14 protein-coding genes are annotated in these 19529 nt (G+C 41.3%); 8 read left to right on the forward strand and 6 right to left on the reverse strand.

The window, feature by feature from the left end; all coding sequences use genetic code 11:
• Window positions 1-358 precede the first annotated feature (358 nt).
• Entirely contained in the window at window positions 359-616 is a 258-nt protein-coding gene (locus FH971_RS07145; RefSeq protein WP_140233838.1) for a penicillin-binding protein, read from the forward strand.
• Window positions 617-1040: 424 nt separating this feature from the next.
• Here FH971_RS07145 and FH971_RS07150 read toward each other — a convergent pair whose 3' ends face one another.
• Entirely contained in the window at window positions 1041-1829 is a 789-nt protein-coding gene (locus FH971_RS07150; RefSeq protein ID WP_140233839.1) for a hypothetical protein, read from the reverse strand.
• A 434-nt stretch (window positions 1830-2263) separates the two neighbouring features.
• On the opposite strand from FH971_RS07150, the gene FH971_RS07155 reads away from it, so the two are divergent.
• The 7 genes from FH971_RS07155 to FH971_RS07185 all read left to right on the forward strand — a co-directional run bounded on the left by FH971_RS07155 (window position 2264) and on the right by FH971_RS07185 (window position 6418).
• On the forward strand, window positions 2264-2614 hold the full coding sequence (locus FH971_RS07155; protein ID WP_140233840.1) for a DUF4870 family protein: 351 nt from the start codon (window positions 2264-2266) through the stop codon (window positions 2612-2614).
• Between the two features lie 139 nt (window positions 2615-2753).
• Complete coding sequence (locus tag FH971_RS07160) at window positions 2754-3086, forward strand: immunity protein Imm33 domain-containing protein (protein WP_137221479.1); 333 nt, start codon at window positions 2754-2756, stop codon at window positions 3084-3086.
• A gap of 93 nt (window positions 3087-3179) precedes the next feature.
• Complete coding sequence (locus FH971_RS07165) at window positions 3180-3923, forward strand: NYN domain-containing protein (RefSeq protein WP_140233841.1); 744 nt, start codon at window positions 3180-3182, stop codon at window positions 3921-3923.
• A gap of 278 nt (window positions 3924-4201) precedes the next feature.
• Window positions 4202-4477, forward strand: a complete 276-nt coding sequence (locus tag FH971_RS07170) for a protein kinase family protein (protein ID WP_140233842.1) — start codon at window positions 4202-4204, stop codon at window positions 4475-4477.
• A gap of 55 nt (window positions 4478-4532) precedes the next feature.
• Window positions 4533-5084, forward strand: a complete 552-nt coding sequence (locus tag FH971_RS07175) for an Sbal_3080 family lipoprotein (RefSeq protein ID WP_240778452.1) — start codon at window positions 4533-4535, stop codon at window positions 5082-5084.
• Between the two features lie 142 nt (window positions 5085-5226).
• Window positions 5227-5628 (forward strand): DUF2513 domain-containing protein, encoded by a 402-nt coding sequence (locus tag FH971_RS07180; protein ID WP_140233843.1) that lies wholly within the window; start codon window positions 5227-5229, stop codon window positions 5626-5628.
• Window positions 5629-5710: 82 nt separating this feature from the next.
• Window positions 5711-6418 (forward strand): hypothetical protein, encoded by a 708-nt coding sequence (locus tag FH971_RS07185; protein ID WP_101087954.1) that lies wholly within the window; start codon window positions 5711-5713, stop codon window positions 6416-6418.
• Window positions 6419-6544: 126 nt separating this feature from the next.
• Here the strand turns inward: FH971_RS07185 and recD are convergent, their stop codons facing one another.
• From recD to FH971_RS07210, 5 genes are all read right to left on the reverse strand, one after another.
• Entirely contained in the window at window positions 6545-8608 is a 2064-nt protein-coding gene (recD, locus tag FH971_RS07190; RefSeq protein WP_140233844.1) for an exodeoxyribonuclease V subunit alpha, read from the reverse strand.
• Window positions 8602-12420, reverse strand: coding sequence for a UvrD-helicase domain-containing protein (locus FH971_RS07195; protein WP_140233845.1), 3819 nt, complete (start codon window positions 12418-12420; stop codon window positions 8602-8604). The genes recD and FH971_RS07195 overlap by 7 nt, the downstream gene beginning before the upstream one ends.
• Entirely contained in the window at window positions 12420-16229 is a 3810-nt protein-coding gene (recC, locus tag FH971_RS07200; RefSeq protein WP_140233846.1) for an exodeoxyribonuclease V subunit gamma, read from the reverse strand. Before recC ends, FH971_RS07195 begins: the two co-directional genes overlap by 1 nt.
• Before the next feature lie 103 nt (window positions 16230-16332).
• The gene (locus FH971_RS07205; protein ID WP_140233847.1) at window positions 16333-18390 is read right to left on the reverse strand and encodes a transglutaminase TgpA family protein; all 2058 of its coding nucleotides are present in this window, start codon (window positions 18388-18390) and stop codon (window positions 16333-16335) included.
• Window positions 18387-19505, reverse strand: coding sequence for a DUF58 domain-containing protein (locus tag FH971_RS07210; protein WP_140233848.1), 1119 nt, complete (start codon window positions 19503-19505; stop codon window positions 18387-18389). The genes FH971_RS07205 and FH971_RS07210 overlap by 4 nt, the downstream gene beginning before the upstream one ends.
• Window positions 19506-19529: the final 24 nt, after the last annotated feature.

The following is a 19529-nucleotide window of genomic DNA, read 5'->3' on the forward strand; positions in this document are numbered from 1 at the left end:
TTGTGTATATCTATCAAATGGTTGATTTTACAGTTATTTAATAATGGTCCTAGTATTGGGGGTTTGCAGAATGAAAAGTTTTCTATCTTCTATACTCTTGAATGTTTCATCGGTTGGCAAGCTACAAGTTTATGATTAAATTGAATATTTTGTTAGTTCGCTATCGTGAAAATCTATCGTAATCTGAGTCGGAAGCAGTTAAGTTGATTAGCGATAAAAAGAGCGGCATAGTTGGAGTCATGCACCGCTTGTGTGCTTATTGGAACAATCAATTGCAAGTCTGTCTTGTGGCAGAATAGTTGAGTAAAATGCTATCAATTCAGACTATTAAATAAGGACTGTTTGTATGGGGGAAGTTATGAGTAAAGAGATAAGTGATGTAAATAATGAAGCAAAAAGTGACAAAATGAGTGAGTCTGCATTAAATGCATTGAAAATTGCGTTTACGTACATGCCTAAATCAATTGAAGTGACTAAATATGAGTATGGTGATAATTACCAAAAAATATTAGATCATATTGAAACCGTTAGAGAAATATTATTGATTAATGATGTTGATCCTGAAGAAGTTTATGGTGAGGTGAATCCAGAGAGCACTCCCAATTCAACCTATTGATATAATGGTGTTCAATAATGTGGCGATAAAAATGGATCGCAATGGTTAGCTTTTGATTAATTTGGGGATAGACTGCAGTAGTTGCAAATAAATTAGCATCTTATGCATAAGCGCAAATGTCATTGCAGCTTTTTATTATGATCATGTATTTGTGCAAACAGTGGAAGCAGATCGTCATCAGCATCTTTAAAAGAGTCCCATATAGAGTAGAGTTAAATGGCTAACGAAACTAAAGCTAGACAGCCATAAGCTAAAATTGGACATTCATAAACGCTTATAACAACCTGGATGGTATGAGAAAACCATTACTGTTAATTAGTCTGATAATTTTTTTGAGCTAATTATTTCATTAGGTTTGATGGTATTTGATTCATATCGACAACAAAAAAGCACCCTAAGGTGCTTTTTTGTTGTTAGACCTGCATTATAAGTTTAGTAAATAAGACTTAATGAACTGAGGTTGATTTGGCGCTTTAGGTGCTGTTTTAAATGTCAGGGTTTGACTGTTTTGACGCAGTTTTAACTCATTGGTAAATTGACATTCAATAGTATTAATTGGGGCTATTTTATTTTTAAAGCTTGGATCGTTTTCACACATAGAAACCATTTCGCTGGCTACCTGTGCACAAAATGAACCGACAGCGTAGTTTTGTAATGTTTTATCATCAATCGTTTTCCAATCGACAGTTGTCTTTATTTTTACGCCACACCGCTTATCAATTTCGCTATTAGCATCAGTGATTTTTTTCTGTTGGTAAGTTAAATGTTTTTCACGATTAAAACTCGCTAACTTAGCTTGAATACCTTTGCCTAGTTGCTGTTCATATTGTGCTTTTAAATCTGCAACGATCGCTGGGTTAGACTCTTCTTTTGTTGATAAATAGGTGCCTTCTCGTGTTTCTGGAATATACAGAGTATACGAGCAACAACCATATCCGTCATCGACACTTACTAGGCTGCGCTCAGAGCCATCATAACTATATTTATAAGCATTGTTACTACCGTGAGGTTTTAAATCGGTCAAAAATGTAACGCCATCAATCTCGTGATTAATGCCCGTTACTTTTATTAACGCCTGTTTTTTGTCTGTTGTTGGTGCAATAGCAACGTTAACACCATCACCAGAACTCAGCTCTATCGGGTATTTGGCAAGATCTAAAGCAAAGCTTTTAGATGATAGGAGCACACAGGCTATAAACAATATTTTTTTCACAATAAGTCCTTTTAAGTATTTTAACTATATATTTTATCAGGTTATAACATTGATGTAATGGATTAAAAGCGCTATGGGCCAAGTCGTTTTGGTTCATTATTTAAAGGCGCTTTAAACTACCAGCGTTGGTTGTGTGCTTAAGGCTTAATATTTAAAACGAGAACTCACACTGAAACAGTAACCTGTTTTTCTGCTTGATACCAAACCAGCTGCGAGTGCTGCTTTAACTCTACCGAATTGTGCATAATTTTCCATATGCCACTCAGTTTATTGATGATTTTCGTTCAAGTTTTACATTTGAATAGTCAGAAAGCTATCGCAATCAACGCTAAAAGCAGTTATGTTAATTATCTTAAAAATGAGAGGCATAGTTTCTTGTTAAGCAAATATTGAAGAATTAATTATAAAATTCATCACAATTAAAGGATAAATAGATGAGTGAAGTAGTAGAAAGCGTCCCTACGACTAAGGAACAAGCCAAAATAGTTTACTTACTTTACATGGTAGGTTTACTGTTTGGTATTACAGGTATAATCGGTGTAGTAATGGCTTACATCAATAAAGGTGATGCCCCTGAGTGGTTAAAAACCCATTATCAGTTTCAAATTAGGACTTTTTGGATTGGTGCTATTTATATCTTCTTAGGCTCAATTTTATCTTTAGTTATCATTGGTTGGTTTGTACTCTTATTCTGGGCAGTTTGGCTAATAATTCGCTCACTCAAGGGCATGAAAGCACTTGAACTGGAAAAACCAATTGAGAACCCTACTGCTTGGTTATTTTAAAAGCTTAACAATAAAGCAAATAGGGATAGGCTGCGCTAAGCCGCGTCCTTATCTCAAGTGTTGGAGCTAAAAAAGCCACCCTTCTTATCGGTTATAAAAATGGGTGGCATGATTAATTTTTTACGCCTTAGGATATATAGTGCCTAATCAAAAAGATGTATGTTTAAAATTTGGAGTGACTCCTTTTCCAAGCCTCGAAGGGGATAAAATTGGCATTGCTATTGAAACAATTGGCAAGCTTCCCATTAATGGTTTACGGCACAATCCGGAAAATGGTTCTTGTGGCTGGTATATTTGGTGCGGTGAAGACATGTCTAAATATGCAGATTTCTTCAAACCACTTCACGTCAGTCATATTGCAAACTATCTACCTGAAGTAGAAAAATATTTATCGCTCCCGCCAGGCTATCGGTTTTTAATCGCTGGCGAAAATGTGGATGTCTGGCATGATTCATCCCTGGGCAGTATGTAACAAGTTGAAGCTACGGTGCCTAATGACGCATCTCGCATCGCTCTTCAAAACGTTAAATGTCTGTGTAGTTACCATTATTATCCGAGATATAAAATGAAAGATTTAGATGACCACAAAAAAATTGCAGTTCTAATTGATGCTGATAATGCACAATATTCAAAAATTAAAACAATAATGGATGAAATATCTGCGCATGGACATGTCGTTATAAAAAGAGCTTACGGAGACTGGTCTAGTGAATATTTGAAAAACTGGAAAGTCTCGTTGAATGAATTAGCTATTCAACCAATTCAACAGTTCGCATACACGACAGGCAAGAACTCTACAGATGCATCGTTAATAATCGACGCGATGGATTTACTTTATTCTAATAAATTTGATGCATTTGCTCTGGTTTCTAGTGATAGTGATTTTACAAAATTAGCGTCTAGATTACGTGAGTCAGAAATACTGGTTTTTGGAGTAGGGGAAAAGAAGACTCCTATAGCATTTAGAAACGCTTGTGACGACTTCATCTTTACAGAAAATTTAGATCCAGATATTGTTAATGTTCCAAAAAATAAATCAGCTGCGGTTAGTAAGTCCGAAAACCTAGCTGTAGAGGCTCTAGTACCTGTTCTCAAAAAAGCTTGGAAGAAGTTTCAAGATGATGATGGCTGGGCAAACCTATCCTCAGCAGGAAGTTTTGTAAAAAGATCAATGCCTGATTTTGATCCTAGGACATATGGTGTTAGTAAATTTCCTGAGATAATTAAAATTCTTGATAAGCATTTTGAAATGACTAAATATAAAGGCAAAGGAACTGTTCATATTGTTGCTTATAGGCCAATAAAATAGTGTTAAACAAAAAATTTAAAGTTGGCTTTTTTTGTTTATCAAACATATTAATCAATTAGTATTTAACCGTTTAATATAGCTTTAACGACTCTAATTACTCTATATTTTTAATAAAAAAAACGCAATTTTTTCCAAATTCTGTCTAGTGAATACTTAAACAATGCCGCCCACAATTATTGACAGCAAAATTGGATAATGAGCATAGTTAATTTCTTAGCCAATAATTTTCGCCTATTATTAGGGCGTAGTATGTAAATCAATTATGGAGGATATTTTAGATGAAGGATGATCAATTCAAGGCATGGAAACTAACTCGTGAAAAAAGTAAGTTAAACTTTTTTCTAATTAGAGGCGTTTTGTCGTATGGTTTACCAATGTTAATCATAATGGCATTTATGAACAAGCCTTTCGTAGATGGTTTTACTTCTAAAGCCGCAATCGTTCACATTATTGTTTGGTCATTAGCTGGTTTATTATTTGGTGTAACCATGTGGTACGTAACCGAACATAAATATAAAAAAGAACTGGCAAGTCGTACTTATCCCAAGGGGTGAACCAACCCCAATACTTGAGATGTTACTCTTTGTCCAGTCAATAACAGATCAATAATTGAAGCTAAAAAAAGCCACCCTGATTATTTGCAATAAAAATGGGGGGGGCCTACTTACGTATCAAGGGTTTAAAGTGAAGAAAATATTTGTAATTGCATTTGTGTTGCTTACGTCGGTTTTAGCTGGTTGTGCTGCGCCAAAATACACCGCTACAGCCATTGCTAATGACTATGAAAGTGGTGATGTGCAGGTTGTCATTATCAATGATGAAAAAACACGAGAAGGATTTCAGAAGACAATGGAGTCTTGGCTCGATAAACATAATTTCAAATACACTACATCGAGTGATGGATCGAAGCATGATTTAGAAAAACTGACGCTTGAGTATGAAGGGCATTGGGGGTGGGATTTGGCACTCTATATGAACGATGCATATATTGAAGCATTTCAAAATGGTCAGCGTGTTGGAAAAGTAGAGTTTAAAGCGCCAAATAGTCTAAATGGTAATAAATTTGGTAATGCTGAAGAACGGATTGGCTATATGATGAGTGTTTTGTTTGGCCGGATGACGGAAGAGAATGCAACCAAAACAATTAACTCTTCCAATTAACAAGCGTAAACATGGCTACCCACGATTATTCTGATTAATATGGATGTTCATCAGCCAATTCCAACAAATGATTTATGCTTTGCAAACCGCTCAACGCATAAATACTATAACCTTATGAGTGTCTGGATATATTGAGCTAATAATGAAATTAGATTACGAATTTATAAATGAAATTTTGATAAATTTTGTAGAGTCAGAAACAAGTACCGTTAGTGTTGATGACTTTATTGAGTTATATGAAAAAGACTCACAAAAGTTAGCCCATCACTTGATTCTTATGAAAGAAAAGAAACTAATCACGGGGGCTTTTTCCCATGGAAAACTAGGAATAGAGCTTGAATTTGATGAGCAAGGACGATATGAGTTTACTTCTGGTATGCCTTGGCGAATTACTTCAGAAGGGTATGATTTTGCTTTAGCTCTTAATAAACCAGATGTTTTGACCATAATTAAAGATAGATTTCAAAGAGAAGGTCTTTCTGCAGTTATTGATATAACTAAAAAGATAGCAGTTAAGCAGGCAACCAAATTGCTTGATGAATAATACGTCATAAAAATTGGTGCTTGATTCATTTGATTAATCAATTTTTCAGTATGATCTAGGTGTTTATGCCTAAGGTGATAATTTGATATATGCACTGGTTAAAATATTTAAAGAAAAACAACATGCTCAAAGTTTTATTAACGGTGAGTTATATATGCAAACACTCCGTGATTATAAAGATTGGATAGATGACAATGGTGAGCTGCGTGGAGACCCATGTGAAGGTATTGTTGGATATTTCCAATCTGATGATATTCAGCTTGAGATTGGAAATATAAAATTAGATTCAGATTCCTTCGATGGAGCAGTCTTAGTTCATAGTAATGATCTACTTTCGCGAAATGCATTTTGTACCTATGCATTAAACTCACGAGGATTTGACAAAATTTCTGTTGATACATTGAAAGAGTTTAAAAATATACTTGAAGTACATTCTAAGTGTTATGGGCTCGGTTCTTATTGTGTTGCAATCACAAATGTTAGTGAGTTTATATCAAGAGCGAAATCTGCAATAAAAAGTATAAATGTTGATGGTGCCATATCGTTGGTTGATTACTTTGATGATCAAATTTTTAGTGGGGAGTTAGATTCTGATATGCATGGTTTTCAAAAAAGAAAAACATTTGAACATCAACGTGAACATCGTATATTAATCGACCTAAATTATAAAATACCAGAAAAATATACATTAAATGTTGGAGATCTTAGTGATATAACAACTGAGATATTAACTCCTCAAGAACTGAATGAAATACTTGAAGTTAGATTGCCTGATGGGAGTAAAGCATAACATATATGAGTCTTCCCCCTGTCAATAGACTAGCAGTTCCCATTTGGCTGCATTTACTGTCAAATTTAAATTAAACAATAGATCCATCTGCTTCACTTATCAGTTCTGATTACTTGCTTTAACCACTCAGCCCCATAATCTCCAAGCTAAACCCGATGCTCGTGATGTGGCTTGTTTGCTGGCTTTTTCAAATATCATTGCAGTGCCTAAACAATAAAAATGGTTTTTAGCGCGGGTGATGGCGGTGTAAAGCAGTTCTTTACTGAGTAGCTGCCATTGGGCGGAGCTGGGTTTATGCGGCAATACAAAGCTGACTTTATCAAACTCGCTGCCTTGGCTTTTATGTACTGTCATGGCGTAGCAAGTGTCGTGGCTTGGTAAGCGTGCGGGTAATACTTTAAGCAGGCTGCCATCGGCCATAACAAAGTGGGCCATTAAGCGGCTTGGCTTAGTGCTGTCTTGCAAGATTAAACCAATGTCGCCATTAAATAAGCCTAAGTTGTAATCGTTACTTTGAATAATGATCGGTCGGCCTAAATAGAACTCATTTTGGGGATTAATCAGTTTGGCGTGTTTAAGGCTGTCGGTGATGGCGATATTCATTCCCTCAACCCCAAACTCTCCAGCTCGCATGGCACACAAGACTCGATATTGGTTAAAGCTGTCGATGATGGTTTGTTCAGTATGAGGCAGTGTTATGGCGCTGTCTTGTCGATCCGCTTGATCGATAATGGCCTGTTGATTTATCCTTTGCTGATTTTCTTGTACCAAACTCAGATACTCACCATAAGCGTGTACCGATAATGCCAATAACGCTTGTTTACCAGTGTTATCTCCCTGGGCATTATGCTGATGTTCAAACCAATTCAATTCAGCATGATTATCTTGCCACACTTGGCGAATCGCATGCACATTTGATTGATTAACCGCATTGGCTAATAACCCAATACCTGCATCACCTTTAAAACGATGGCTGTGCATCAACATACACAAACTGTCACCAATTTTAGGCTGTTGATGAATAAACTGACTGACATTTTGTTGGGTTAATTGCTCAATGAGCTTTGCCTGTGCTGCGCTGTAACGCATTGACCATGGCGATGCCTCATGCTGATTAGCTTGTTTTAAGCCAACACAAATATCCGCGAGCACTGCGCCAGCTTCTACTGATGCGAGTTGATCTTGGTCGCCTAACAATATCAAACGGCCATGAGACGGCAGGGCGCTGAGTAATTTATACATCATGGGTAAGTCGACCATCGATGCTTCATCGACCACCAGTAAATCTAAGCGCAACGGATTATCCTGATGATGCCTAAATTGGTACGAGTTTGGGATAACCCCCAATAGTCGATGCAATGTTGAAGCTTCTTCAGGTATTTGTTTTAGCGAATCTGTTAATACTTTCGCCAATACTGGGTCGCTGACTTGAGTGAGCTGTTGCAGTAAACGATGTTTAGACGCCTTGATCGATTCACTCAGCCTTGCTGCCGCTTTACCTGTGGGCGCGACTAAACGGATGGTTAGCGGCGATTGGGTTAACAGTAACAATAAGAGTTTAGTTACTGTGGTGGTTTTACCGGTTCCAGGGCCACCTGTGATCACCGCTAATGCTTTGGCTAAGGCCGTTGCCGTGGCTATTTTTTGCCAATTAAACGGGCTGCTATTGCTGTCTTCTGCGGAAAATAAGCATTCAATGAGTTGTGGCAGATGACTGTTAGCTAGGTCGATTTCAATTTGTTGATTGGCTAATTGGGTCAACTTAGCCGCCACTTGAGTTTCAAAGAAATGGTACTTATTTAAATATAAGCGCCCATGTTCAAAGATCATCGGTTTGTTGTCACCGGGCTGGCCGACGGCATCAAATAGCGCGATTTGTTCAATCAATTGTTGATGGTTAAGCTCAATCCGACAATTGATTTCAGCGTTGCCGCGGTTGTCTTCTGCCATGGGATTGGCTAAATCAATTTGCTCGATGACTAAACAACTGTGCTGATTCGACAATTGCTGGCTAAGCATGGCGCAAACAAGCAAGAACAGTTGCGGCTGTTGTTCGCTTATTGCGGGATTGTTATTGATGGTTTCAATACTGGCCAGCTCTAAAGCAAAATGACGATCGAGTGCGGTAATGAGCCGCTGTTCTTGCCAAAGGTGCAATAACTCAGTGATTGGATGGGTGAGTATTAACATGATGACATCTCCGGCGCACGATTGTCTGTATGGCCTGTAAATAAGCTGTCGAGTTGTTCGATTAATGCTTGCGGTGGTTTGTCATAAAACACCCCCGCGCCAGGATGCTCAGGATGCATGCCGCGTAAAAACAGGTAATAGCAGCCGCCAATATGTTGCTGATAATTGTAGTTTGGTAATCTAAGCGATAAGTAACGATGCAACGCCAAGGTATACAAGATGTATTGCAAATTATAACGATGAGCATCAATGGCTTTAGCCATGGCAGAGCGAGTATAGTCGCTATAGTTATCGCCCAAATGGTTGGACTTATAATCGGCAATATAAAATTGGCCTTGGTACTCAAAGGTTAAATCGATAAAGCCTTTTAACATGCCTTTTAAGGTGTCAAAGTCGAGTCCGGCGACATAACCGTGCTGCTGCAAAATATGATTTAATTGCGATGCTTGTAAGGTTGAAATAGGCAAATAAAACTCCATTTCGACCATTTTTTGCTTCATGCCTAATTGGCTTAATGTCAGTGATGTATCCTGTGACGATGGCTCGATAAACAGCGGTGCGGTCAATATTTGCTGATACCAGTCCATTAACGGTTGCTGCCATAAGGTTTCGTCAAATCCATATTGTTTCATGGCTTTTGTTAGCGCAGGTGTCAGCTCGGTGTCTGCTTGGGTAAAATCAAACAGTTCTAACACTAAATGCATAAAACTACCGGCATTGGCGCCGCGTTCAAAGGTAAAGCGATCAAGTACGGGTTCGCTGGTGAGTTCATCTTGTAACTGTAATTGGATTAACTCATCTGTGAAGTCTTCATCGTCGGCACCGGGCGCGACTCTCTCGTGAGGCAGATGTTTCACCAAGCCAGAATAACTGCCCACGCGCCATGCAAGGCTCTGTACACGAGTGACTTTTTTGGCCGCTAGCGGGTCATTATTGTCGTGGATATCGGCGAGCACAGAATCGTCAATATTGTTGCCTAAGCATTCCACACTCATTGCCGGTAACGTGGCAATTTCATTCACTTTGGCTTGAATAAGAGCAAAGTCAGTTTTCTTGTCGGTAATGCCCAACAGATAACCGATGCCTGTTTCATGTAATTGGCTGCTGATCCCTGCCTTTAACTGACGGCTTTGGTTAGCAATATACAAATAACACACGTAAACCGGCCGTGTTAACGCCACATATAGTAGGCGTAAATCTTCAGCGAGGGTTTCTTGTTTGAGTTGTTCCCAGCCTTCGTCGGTGGCGTCGATATCCCATATGAGCTGCTCATTTTTATGGTACATCATCGGCGCAGGGCGTTTTTTATTGCCGCGGGCTAAGCTGACAAACGGCACAAAACATACCGGATATTCTAAGCCCTTACTTTTATGAATAGTGACAATTTGCACCAAGTTTTGCTCGCTTTCTAAGCGCAGTTGCTGCTCATCACCACCATTGTTACCAATCAGTTGTTGCTCGTACCAATTGATAAGGGCACTACTGCCATCAAGCTCAGTGGCCTTTTGCTGCAGTAATTCGGCTAAATGCCTAAAGTCGGTTAAGCGTCTTTCACCAGATGCTTTAAGATCTGCTGCGTTGTCGTCATCAGCATCATTAAAGCTGTTGTCACTATTGCTGCCATAACTGTTGTCATTAGTAATGTCAGCCGTGACAGATTGCGATAGGTAACGATGAATTAGCTTGGTTTCGCTGGCAAAGTTAAGCAGCGCAGGCATAACGCCGCGTTGTTGCCATAACTGATGCCAATGAGTGAATTGATCTAATACCTGCTGACGTTGTTCTTCATCTTGGTTAAATTGATGGATCCGCTGGGCATTAAAACCAACAAGCTCAGTGGCCAGTGCGGCGCGGATAGCGCGTTCATTTTTAGGCGTGGCTAAGGCATACAATAAAATCGCCATTTCACGGGCTTCAATGGTGTTAAATACGCTGTCTCGGCTTAAAAATACCGCGCCAATTTTACGTGCTGATAATTCCGCTTTCATCACGGCCGCTTCGTTACGGTCGCGCACCAATATGGCAATGTCTTTGGCAATGAGCGGTTTAGCTTCCTGTTCAAGGCTGGTATTAACTTTACATAATCCCTGTTGAGCTTCGGTGAGTAAGCGTTTTATTTCACTGGCAGCATCAGCGGCTAGGCGTTGTCTTGCGGTAGTTTTGTTTAAGCCATTAACATCGTCTTCGGCTAATAAGCGGATCCGCAACGCCGCAGGATTGGTTGTCGCTTCACTCAGGTGTTTATTGGCTGCCGATGATGGGGTTTTAACAATATCATAGGGGATAGCTTGGCTAATAAACGGGTCTTGGTGTTGACTAAATAGCTGATTAACGCCATTGACTAACTGAGTCGATGAGCGGTAATTGGTGTCAAGATTATAATGGGCCTGTGTTTGTTGGCGCGCGGCAATATAAGTATAAATATCGGCACCACGGAAAGCATAAATAGCCTGCTTAGGATCGCCAATCATTAATAAACTTAAACGACCCTTATTAGCGTCATCATCGTTGTTGTCATTACCAATGTCGTCATTACTTTTACTGTCATCATTTGGGCTGTGAACAGTGGTATCTGCGGCTAAGTCCAGCTGTGATGCTAGCGGCTGTTGATACACCTGATTAAAAATGGTGAATTGTAGTGGATCGGTGTCTTGGAACTCATCAATTAATGCTACTGGAAAACGCTTAGCAATGGCATGGGCTAGGGTGATTGGGTTTTGGCTGAGCGCCATGGCTAAGCTGAGCAATAGGTCATCGGGTGTCATTAAATTGCGTTGCTGTTTTTGGCCGGCAAAGCGTTGGCGAATACCCTCACGGGCGCGCACTAAAAATGACGGAATAAGCTGATTAATCAACTCAAGTAAGCGCTCAATATGCTCCAGTAACGGCGCTTCAGCAGCACTGGGGATAACGCCACCTTTATTGAGTTTAAGCTCGGATAATGCCAATTGCTCCAGCGCTTTTATTGGCGGTAATCCTTGGCCAAATTTCACCCAGTTACTAATACTATCAAACAGTTGGCTAAGTTTAGGGTAACCGTCGGCGCCTTTACCAAATCGTTGACCGTTTAATGGCAGCGATTGCAATAATTCAAGGGTGCTGTCGTGCAGGCTTTGCCACAATAAAGTAAAGCGGCTGATGCTTTGGCTTAGCTGTTGTTGTAGGGTGTCAAAGGCCAGAGGCTGCTTTGACAGCACGGCTTGGCTTGCACCTAATAACGGTCGTAGCTTTTGCGCTAACACGTCAGGTTCGGCAAACACATCACTAATGGCTTGAGCTAAAAAGGGCGGTAAGGGATAACAGACTTCACGCCAGAAATCGCGCACCGCATGGTGTAAAAACTCACTGTCGTCGAGGGTAAATTCGGACTCAAATAGTAATGACGACTCAAATGCCATGTCTGACAACACGCGTTGGCAAAAGGCGTGAATGGTAAAAATGGCCGCTTCATCTAACGACTTTAACGCTAAGTCTAAGCGTCTTAACGCAATAGGACGTTCATCTTCCGAGGTGTCTTGGTAAAGCTGTTCAATAAACTCATCATTGACGGCTAAGCCTAAAAAGCGTTTAAACGCTAAGTTAATCCGTTTACGAATTCGGTCTCTGAGTTCTTCAGTGGCGGCGTTGGTGAAGGTAACCACCAAAATTTGCTCACAACTTAGTGGTGCTTTACCGCCGTGGCCTAACAATAAACGTAAATACAAACCAGAAATAGTATAGGTTTTCCCCGTACCAGCACTGGCTTCAATTAAGCTGGAACCGCTAAACGGTAAGGTGAGGGCATTAAGCGGTGTCACGGTAATAGCGTCCATTAATGCGCTCCTAGTTTAGCTGCGTTGGCAATGAGTTGCGCTTGAATATCAACCGCGGTGCCACTGACAAAGGTGTCTAATTCTGCCAATTTATCTTTGTGATACTGGCTTAACATGGGTTGCAGTAAATGGATGGCTAATGCCCCAAATGTCGCTTCGCTAAAGTCTTCTGGAAAATGGAATAAACGCTGGTTATGTGGGTCGTGCCCTTCGCCGAACTGGTTTTGGCCGTCATCCCATTTTTGCTGGGCTTTAAGTAGCTTTTCTTCATGGTCGCCATCGGTTTCAACATAGGCGAAAGCCGTTTTAGGCATAAAGCACAAGGGTTGAGTTTGCCCCCGAATAAAACCACTGATAAAGCGCATTAATTGTGCCTGCGCTTGTTCAGCAGTAATAGGTGCAAAGGCATGAAAATGGCCAATATCGAGTAAGTAACTGAATTGATTTTTACCCATGCCCGAGGTGGACGAATTTGCCATGGCGTTGATGCATAAATGACGCAAGTATACTCGAATAAAATCTCGTCCGTGGGCAGTGCCGGGGCGGTAATTGACTAAGCCTTTAGGTAAAATATCGTCAATACGGCCGACAAGATTGACTCGCACGATGGACGAATGGGTTGTATCTGCTTGTTCTGGTAAACCCTGCACAGATAGAGCATGCGCTGGAAAATCCTGCATCGGTAAATCAAAGTTAAGATCAACATTCAACGTGTGCATGGCTTGTTGGTCTTGTAAAAACTGCACCCGATTAATCAACGGCGATATATCGCGTAAATATTGATTAATTAACAAGTCGTCGAACGGCGCCATTGGCAATTCACCGCTGGTTTTGAGCTTGCTGAGTAATTCGAGATCTGGGCTGTCGAGTTGATGTTCAATGGCATTGTCGAGCATGCGTGATTGCAATAAATAACGCTCGAGTGCATTTAAGCTAAACGGTTCGTCATTGTCATCGGCTTGAATATCCAATGATAAATCGACTTTTAAACTGCGGTTGAAAAAGAATTGCGCTGGATTACGATAAAAACGGATTAATGCCGACAATTCGAGTTCGACAACTTTAATGCCTTCGCTATTAATATGAGTATGGGCAAATACTTCATCCGCCTGTTCAGCCGACAAAGGTAATGCTTGCTCAAAAAAGTGATTGTTAATGGTCGCATTGGCTGGTGGCGGGCACCATTGGGCATTAAAGCTATGTTGCAGCTTATTCACACTATGCGCAGATAGTGGCGTTTCCCGGAAAAGTTTAGCGTCAAACGGCTGCAAAGGTTGTGCTTGAATAAGCTGTGCCAGTACGGATTTATCGGCATCATCAAGGTTGATTTCGGCTTGTTGTTCAAGCTGTTGCTGTAAGGATTGCGGTAGGTAGCTGAGTTGGCAATATTCGACCAATTCAGACACTAGCATTGAGGCAATGCGCTCAGCATTATCGCGCTCACTGTGGCCAATATAACTGATGTAAAGTTGCTCTCTGGCCGACAGTAACGCTTCTAAAAATAGGTAGCGGTCGTCTAATCGGCGCGAGCGGTCACCTTTTTTAGGGCCAAAATGTGCCATTAAATCAAACCCGACAGGATGTTGTACTCGCGGATAGACGCCGTCATTCATTCCCAGCAAGCACACCACTTTAAAGGGGATTGAGCGCATTGGCATTAAGGTACAAAAATTCACGCTACCAGCAAGGTAACGTTGGCCGACCCGAGATTCAGTTAAGCGTTGATTAAACCACTGCTTTAGAACTTCAATATCGACTTGGCCTTGATGACCGGCGCTTTCAAGCTCTGTGTCTAGGGTGACTAATGCATCTCGAATGGCTTGGATTTGCTCACGCTCGTCATCTGTGGTGTCGTAGCAATCGGCGAGTAGTTGTTGTAATTGTTCAAGACGCTCTGCGGTGCTGTAGTCATTGGCAAATAAGTTAAAATAAGTGTCGATGGTTTCTAAAAAGTTGAGCAACTTACCTAATGCCTGCGATGACTGACCTTCAATGCCTTGTACCATTAAAGTATCGCGATAAATATCGGCATCGTCGTTAAAAGCGTAGCCTAGGATTAAACGCTTAATGCCAAATGCCCATGAGTTTTGCGTAAAAGGCTGCACACCTAGTTGGCTACGAGTTTGCTCACTGCGGCCCCAACGGACATTCGCATCGTCTAGCCAACGGCGGATTAATGATAATTCGTCATCATCGAGTTGGAAGCGACGCAAAATAGCCGGCACTTCTAAAATACCAATAATGTCTGTGAGTCCAAAGCGACTTTGATTGATATTTAACAGGCTTAAAAAGCTATTAATCAGCGGCGACTCTTGCGCTGCGCCCCTGTCTGCAATGGCGTAAGGTATGTAGTAATCGCCTTTTTGCGGATTTTTGTCGGCAAAATACTGACTGTTGGCTGTGCCAAATACCGCATCAATATACGGTGCATACGCTGCGACATCGGGCATCATGATCACGATGTCTTTAGGGCTTAAGTCGCTGTTGTTTGATAACAGCTCTAAAAGGTGATCATGTAAGGTTTCAACTTCGCGCAGGGCACTGTGGCAACTGCGTAAGGTAATTGAGTCATCACTAGGTAATAAGGTGCGGCGAGCATGAATGTTTTGATAAACACTGGCGTTTGGCCCTAATGGCTCACCGAGTGTTTCCATTTGTAAGATATCGTATTGCACCCCATGCAGCAGATTATTCGGCTCGGGCTCAACATAACAGTCGTAACCAAAGTCGGTGTGTTCTGGCGGCAGAGACAGTAATAAATCCAGCAGTTCGCGGCCCATTTGACCATTATTAGCCAATATAGGATTACCTACTTCTAGCTTGTCTTCCCAGTCTTGGTCGAGTTGTTTTTTATTGGCATATTGCAGTGCCATGCGGGCGCGGGTTTTCGGCTCAATAATATCGCCCCAATAATGCTGGCAAGGACTGAGAGACAGCATAATGACATCAATGCGACTGGCTAAATGGTACAGCACATCGAGGGTTTGTGGCGGCATGGACGAAATACCAAACACGTATAAGCGAGCGGGCAACATCGATAAATCGGTATCTGGATTGGCCAAGGTTGCAATTAAATCGGCATGTAAATTGGCGCGATGATAATGGCTGGCATGCAAATGATGTTGGTTATAGTCAATTAATGCTCGCCACAGGATCGGTTGCCATTGTTGGTTTTCATCTAATGCTAGGCGGTTGTCGATGCTTGATAACGGCTGGTTTTGCTCCCACGTTAAAATCCACTCAGGTCGATAGACTAGGTATTGGTCAAAAATATCGGCAATGCGACCACACAATTGAAATAGCTTAATTGCATCATGTGATTGATTGAACTGTAATATGGCGTGGCTGTTTGCTGTATGAACATTAGTATCAGTATCAATATCAGTATCAGTATTCGCGTCTACATCTGTATCAAGCATATCTGCATTAGCAATATCAGCAGTGGTATCAACTTGAGGCGATAAGTACTGTTTGAGCGGGCTAAAGTCTGGGTTATCTAGCAGACTTGGTAATAAGTCCATTAACTTCCAGGTCATCGCCGCTTTAGTAAAGGCGTTATCTTTTGGTACATCGGGCAGCAGGTCGTGGTATAACTGCCAAGTAAAACTAGAGGGTAACGGGAACGATAATGCGGCGGCGATACCATTGTGTTTAGCGATTTCTAAACGCAGCCAAGTCGACATCCCGGGGCTTTGAACTAACACATGCTCACTGGCTAATAAACTGACGTTATCTAAACGAATAGCCAACAGTTTGGCCAGTTGTTCAGATAACACTTCCATCTGATTAGATTGAATTAAAGTAAGCATGGGCGACCCGCTAATTTGAGATTAATTCATTCTATGGACTCTGCCTTAAATCATCAATCAAAACCGTTAATAATCAGGATGATTGCTGATGTTGTGCACAAGTTCAATTGCGCAGCAGTCGCAAACGCAATCTGCGATATAACTGCTTAAAGCGTTGTTGCTGTTGCTGGGTTTGTGATTCCGAAAGCGGTTGATATTTAAGTGCTACATAGGCATCGCTTAGGGCTGTAAAGTCCGCTGCCACTTGAGGGGCAAGGGCGCTTAAATGTCCGTTAACCGCAGCGGCGTAATCTGACGCTGCTTGACCTTGCTGGCGTGCGATGCCTTTTTTCGTTAAACGTTGGCAAATGAGTTGATAACGTTTATTAAGCGGATCTTGGTGGCGATCAATATTGAACAACCCGGCGTAATAGGCAATAACCAGTGCGATAATGATAAAGCTAACAATCATCAGTAAGGCGATTTTAGTGTTGCTAACATCACCCAATAATTTTGCTAATACTTGCTGTTTACGTTGTTCGTCAAAACCTAATACCCACACACTCCAGTAGTAATCGACACTGGCAAACTGCTGGCGTAATTCATTTAACCATGGGTATTGTTTCATGTGCAGCGTGCTAAAAGGGCTGTCTTGTAAGTAGCTGCTTTGGCTGTCAAAGGTGGCATCAAAGCCATCTAACACCCGCTGCGGTGCAATCATCGCGGTAGGGTCAAAACGTTGCCAACCTTGGCCTTCAAACCACACTTCGGTCCACGCATGGGCCATGTATTGATAAACACTGTAATAGCCCGCTTTAGCATTATAATCTCCGCCCTGATAACCCGTTACCATACGGGTTGGAATGCCGCTAGCGCGTGCCATAAACACGAGCGCTGAGGCGTAATGAGCACAAAATCCTGCACGGTTTTCAAACAGGAAATCATCAATTTGTTGCTCGCCGACACGAGGCGGACTCAAGGTGTAGTAATAGGCTTGTTCAGCAAAGTAATTCATCATCGCATTAATGCGCGCTTGTGGATCTGGATAATCTTTGGCGAACTGCAAACCGAGTTTTCGGGTTTTTGGATTGCTATCGGCGGGCAACGCGAGGTTTACCTGTTTAATTGTGGGGTCAAGTGTAAGATCCATAATAGTGTCAGGATATGAGGTTACTCTATAACTCATACGCTGATCGATAGGCCTTAACGAGTACAAGCGATAATCTGCTAACTCAACCACTTGATCATTTTGGCTAAATGCTTCATCTAAGCCATATAGCCATTTTTGATGACTGGGTTCGCTAATGACCACATAGTCGATTTTTTTACTGCTAGCATTGGTCGAGGTGTTAGGGGCCTGGCGCATGGGCTTGTTAAAGTATGCTTGTCGCTGAACTTGTTGAATACTGGGATCTTGACGCCAGGTTTTGCCGTCATAATTTTCCATCACCAGAGTACGCCAATATAAATCCTGGTTGGCAGGTCCTAAGGTGCTGCCATCTGGATTATCAAAACCAACTCTAAAGGCTAATTCTGCTGAACGAGTGAGCTTACTAATGTCACCAAATGACACTTCATCAGACAAACCCGTCTTGGCCGTTTTCATATTAGGCACTAACCATAGCGGGCCTAATCTGGGAAAGACAACAAACAGTAATATGGCTAACGGAAGGCTTTGTAATATTATTTTAAAGCTAAAACTGAGGTTAGCTATCTTGTTAGATTTGTCTTGATAAACGCTGATCAATACACAGGTATTAATGATTGCCACAGCTAATAAATGCAAAGTATTAAGCATGCTTTGTTGATCAAGTAAGGTTAGACCGATAAGAAAATAACCCACTAACACAATGGCTTTGACGTCTCTGAGTTCGCGCATTTCAATATATTTTAATGCGTAACCTAAAATTAATAAGTTAACTAACGCATTGAGTAAACCTATTTCACTCGACACCAAAGCGAGGGTGGTAGCGGCGCCAATGGCTAAAGATGTCACCAATATTTTTGGCGGTGCCGCCACTTTACCGAGAAAAATTCCCACACGCCAAACAAAGCAAATCGCACAAATGCCAATGCTCCATAAGGTCGCTTGTTGATGTAAAGGGCTCAGGATAGCGACATTGGTGATCAACAACCAAAACAGAGTATTGCGGCTAATTATAGTATCAAAGTTATCAGTCATGACGATTCACCCACGGATGAGGTTGCCACATTACTTGGACTAAAATCGGGATTCATATTTGTGGGTGCATGATAAGTCGCAATGGCAGTATGACAGGCCACTCGATGTGCTTCGCCTGTTTGCTGATTGATAATATGGTCATCCAAAATTAAGCCAAATATTTGCTGGGATTGGCTTAACTTATCAACTTGCCATGCGAGTTTACTGAGCCTGTGTTCAATGTCATTGCCTGATGTATTGGCCAAGGTTAACCAAACGGGTAATCCTTCTGGTTCAGCAAACTCTTTGGATAACATGCCTTTATCTTGAGCCCATTGTTTCCATGCTACTTGTTTGAGTGATTCACCCGGAATATAGCTGCGTAAGCCTTTGTAGTCGTCAACACCTGGGCGCAATTTTCCGTGTTCATTAGGGTTATCATTGTCGCTAATGTGGCTTGAAAGTTCGATGTCACACATTTCTGGTTTAGCAAAAATAACATGATGGATGTCTAAGTCGACATAGGACCATGCGCGGCATAATCCTAACGGAAAGTAGGATGAAACTTTGATCCGTCCAGGATTTAACTTGCCACGTGTAGGGTGTTCAAATGGCACAGTCGCTATGGTTTGTTCGTGCATTTGTTTAACACGAACATGGCGCTGATAACTAAATTGCAAACAAATTTGCTGGTGGGTGGTATCGGGATTATGTTGTCGAGTATGGCCAGTTAACATGATGGGAAATGGCATATTGTCACCAGCATAACCTTGCGGTGGTGTGACGGCATTAAATGTTAAACCAGCAAGGTTTTTATAGCTGTAAATTATGCAGGTATGGAACACACTGGCGAGTAATAAGCTTAACCCTATCACTAAGTTATTTTGATAATTGGTGCCAAACAAATACAGTAAAACGATTAGCCCAATCCACACTAATCCAAAACCACTTGGGAGAATAAAAATGCCTTTATGGCTGAGGGTAATCTGCTTTTGCGGTGGCAAGCGTTTACTTATCCACCTTGACCAGCGTCGAGTTAACGATGCTGGAATTAACCGACGTAACCTAGACTGCTTAATAGCATCATTGGCGTAAGTTGGTGAAGCAGATTTGGTTGATGCGGTCGATTTAGCCATATGAGTCTGCACTATTTGCATATT

Source organism: Shewanella polaris, from assembly GCF_006385555.1.
Taxonomy (GTDB): domain Bacteria; phylum Pseudomonadota; class Gammaproteobacteria; order Enterobacterales; family Shewanellaceae; genus Shewanella; species Shewanella polaris.

Coding starts and splice junctions, on each gene's coding strand:
- FH971_RS07210 (WP_140233848.1), bottom strand. CDS start 19,505: ATGGCTAAATCGACCGCATCAACCAAATCTGCTTCACCAACTTACGCC.
- FH971_RS07180 (WP_140233843.1), top strand. CDS start 5,227: ATGAAATTAGATTACGAATTTATAAATGAAATTTTGATAAATTTTGTA.
- recC (WP_140233846.1), bottom strand. CDS start 16,229: ATGCTTACTTTAATTCAATCTAATCAGATGGAAGTGTTATCTGAACAA.
- FH971_RS07155 (WP_140233840.1), top strand. CDS start 2,264: ATGAGTGAAGTAGTAGAAAGCGTCCCTACGACTAAGGAACAAGCCAAA.
- recD (WP_140233844.1), bottom strand. CDS start 8,608: ATGTTAATACTCACCCATCCAATCACTGAGTTATTGCACCTTTGGCAA.
- FH971_RS07170 (WP_140233842.1), top strand. CDS start 4,202: ATGAAGGATGATCAATTCAAGGCATGGAAACTAACTCGTGAAAAAAGT.
- FH971_RS07145 (WP_140233838.1), top strand. CDS start 359: ATGAGTAAAGAGATAAGTGATGTAAATAATGAAGCAAAAAGTGACAAA.
- FH971_RS07165 (WP_140233841.1), top strand. CDS start 3,180: ATGAAAGATTTAGATGACCACAAAAAAATTGCAGTTCTAATTGATGCT.
- FH971_RS07195 (WP_140233845.1), bottom strand. CDS start 12,420: ATGGACGCTATTACCGTGACACCGCTTAATGCCCTCACCTTACCGTTT.
- FH971_RS07205 (WP_140233847.1), bottom strand. CDS start 18,390: ATGACTGATAACTTTGATACTATAATTAGCCGCAATACTCTGTTTTGG.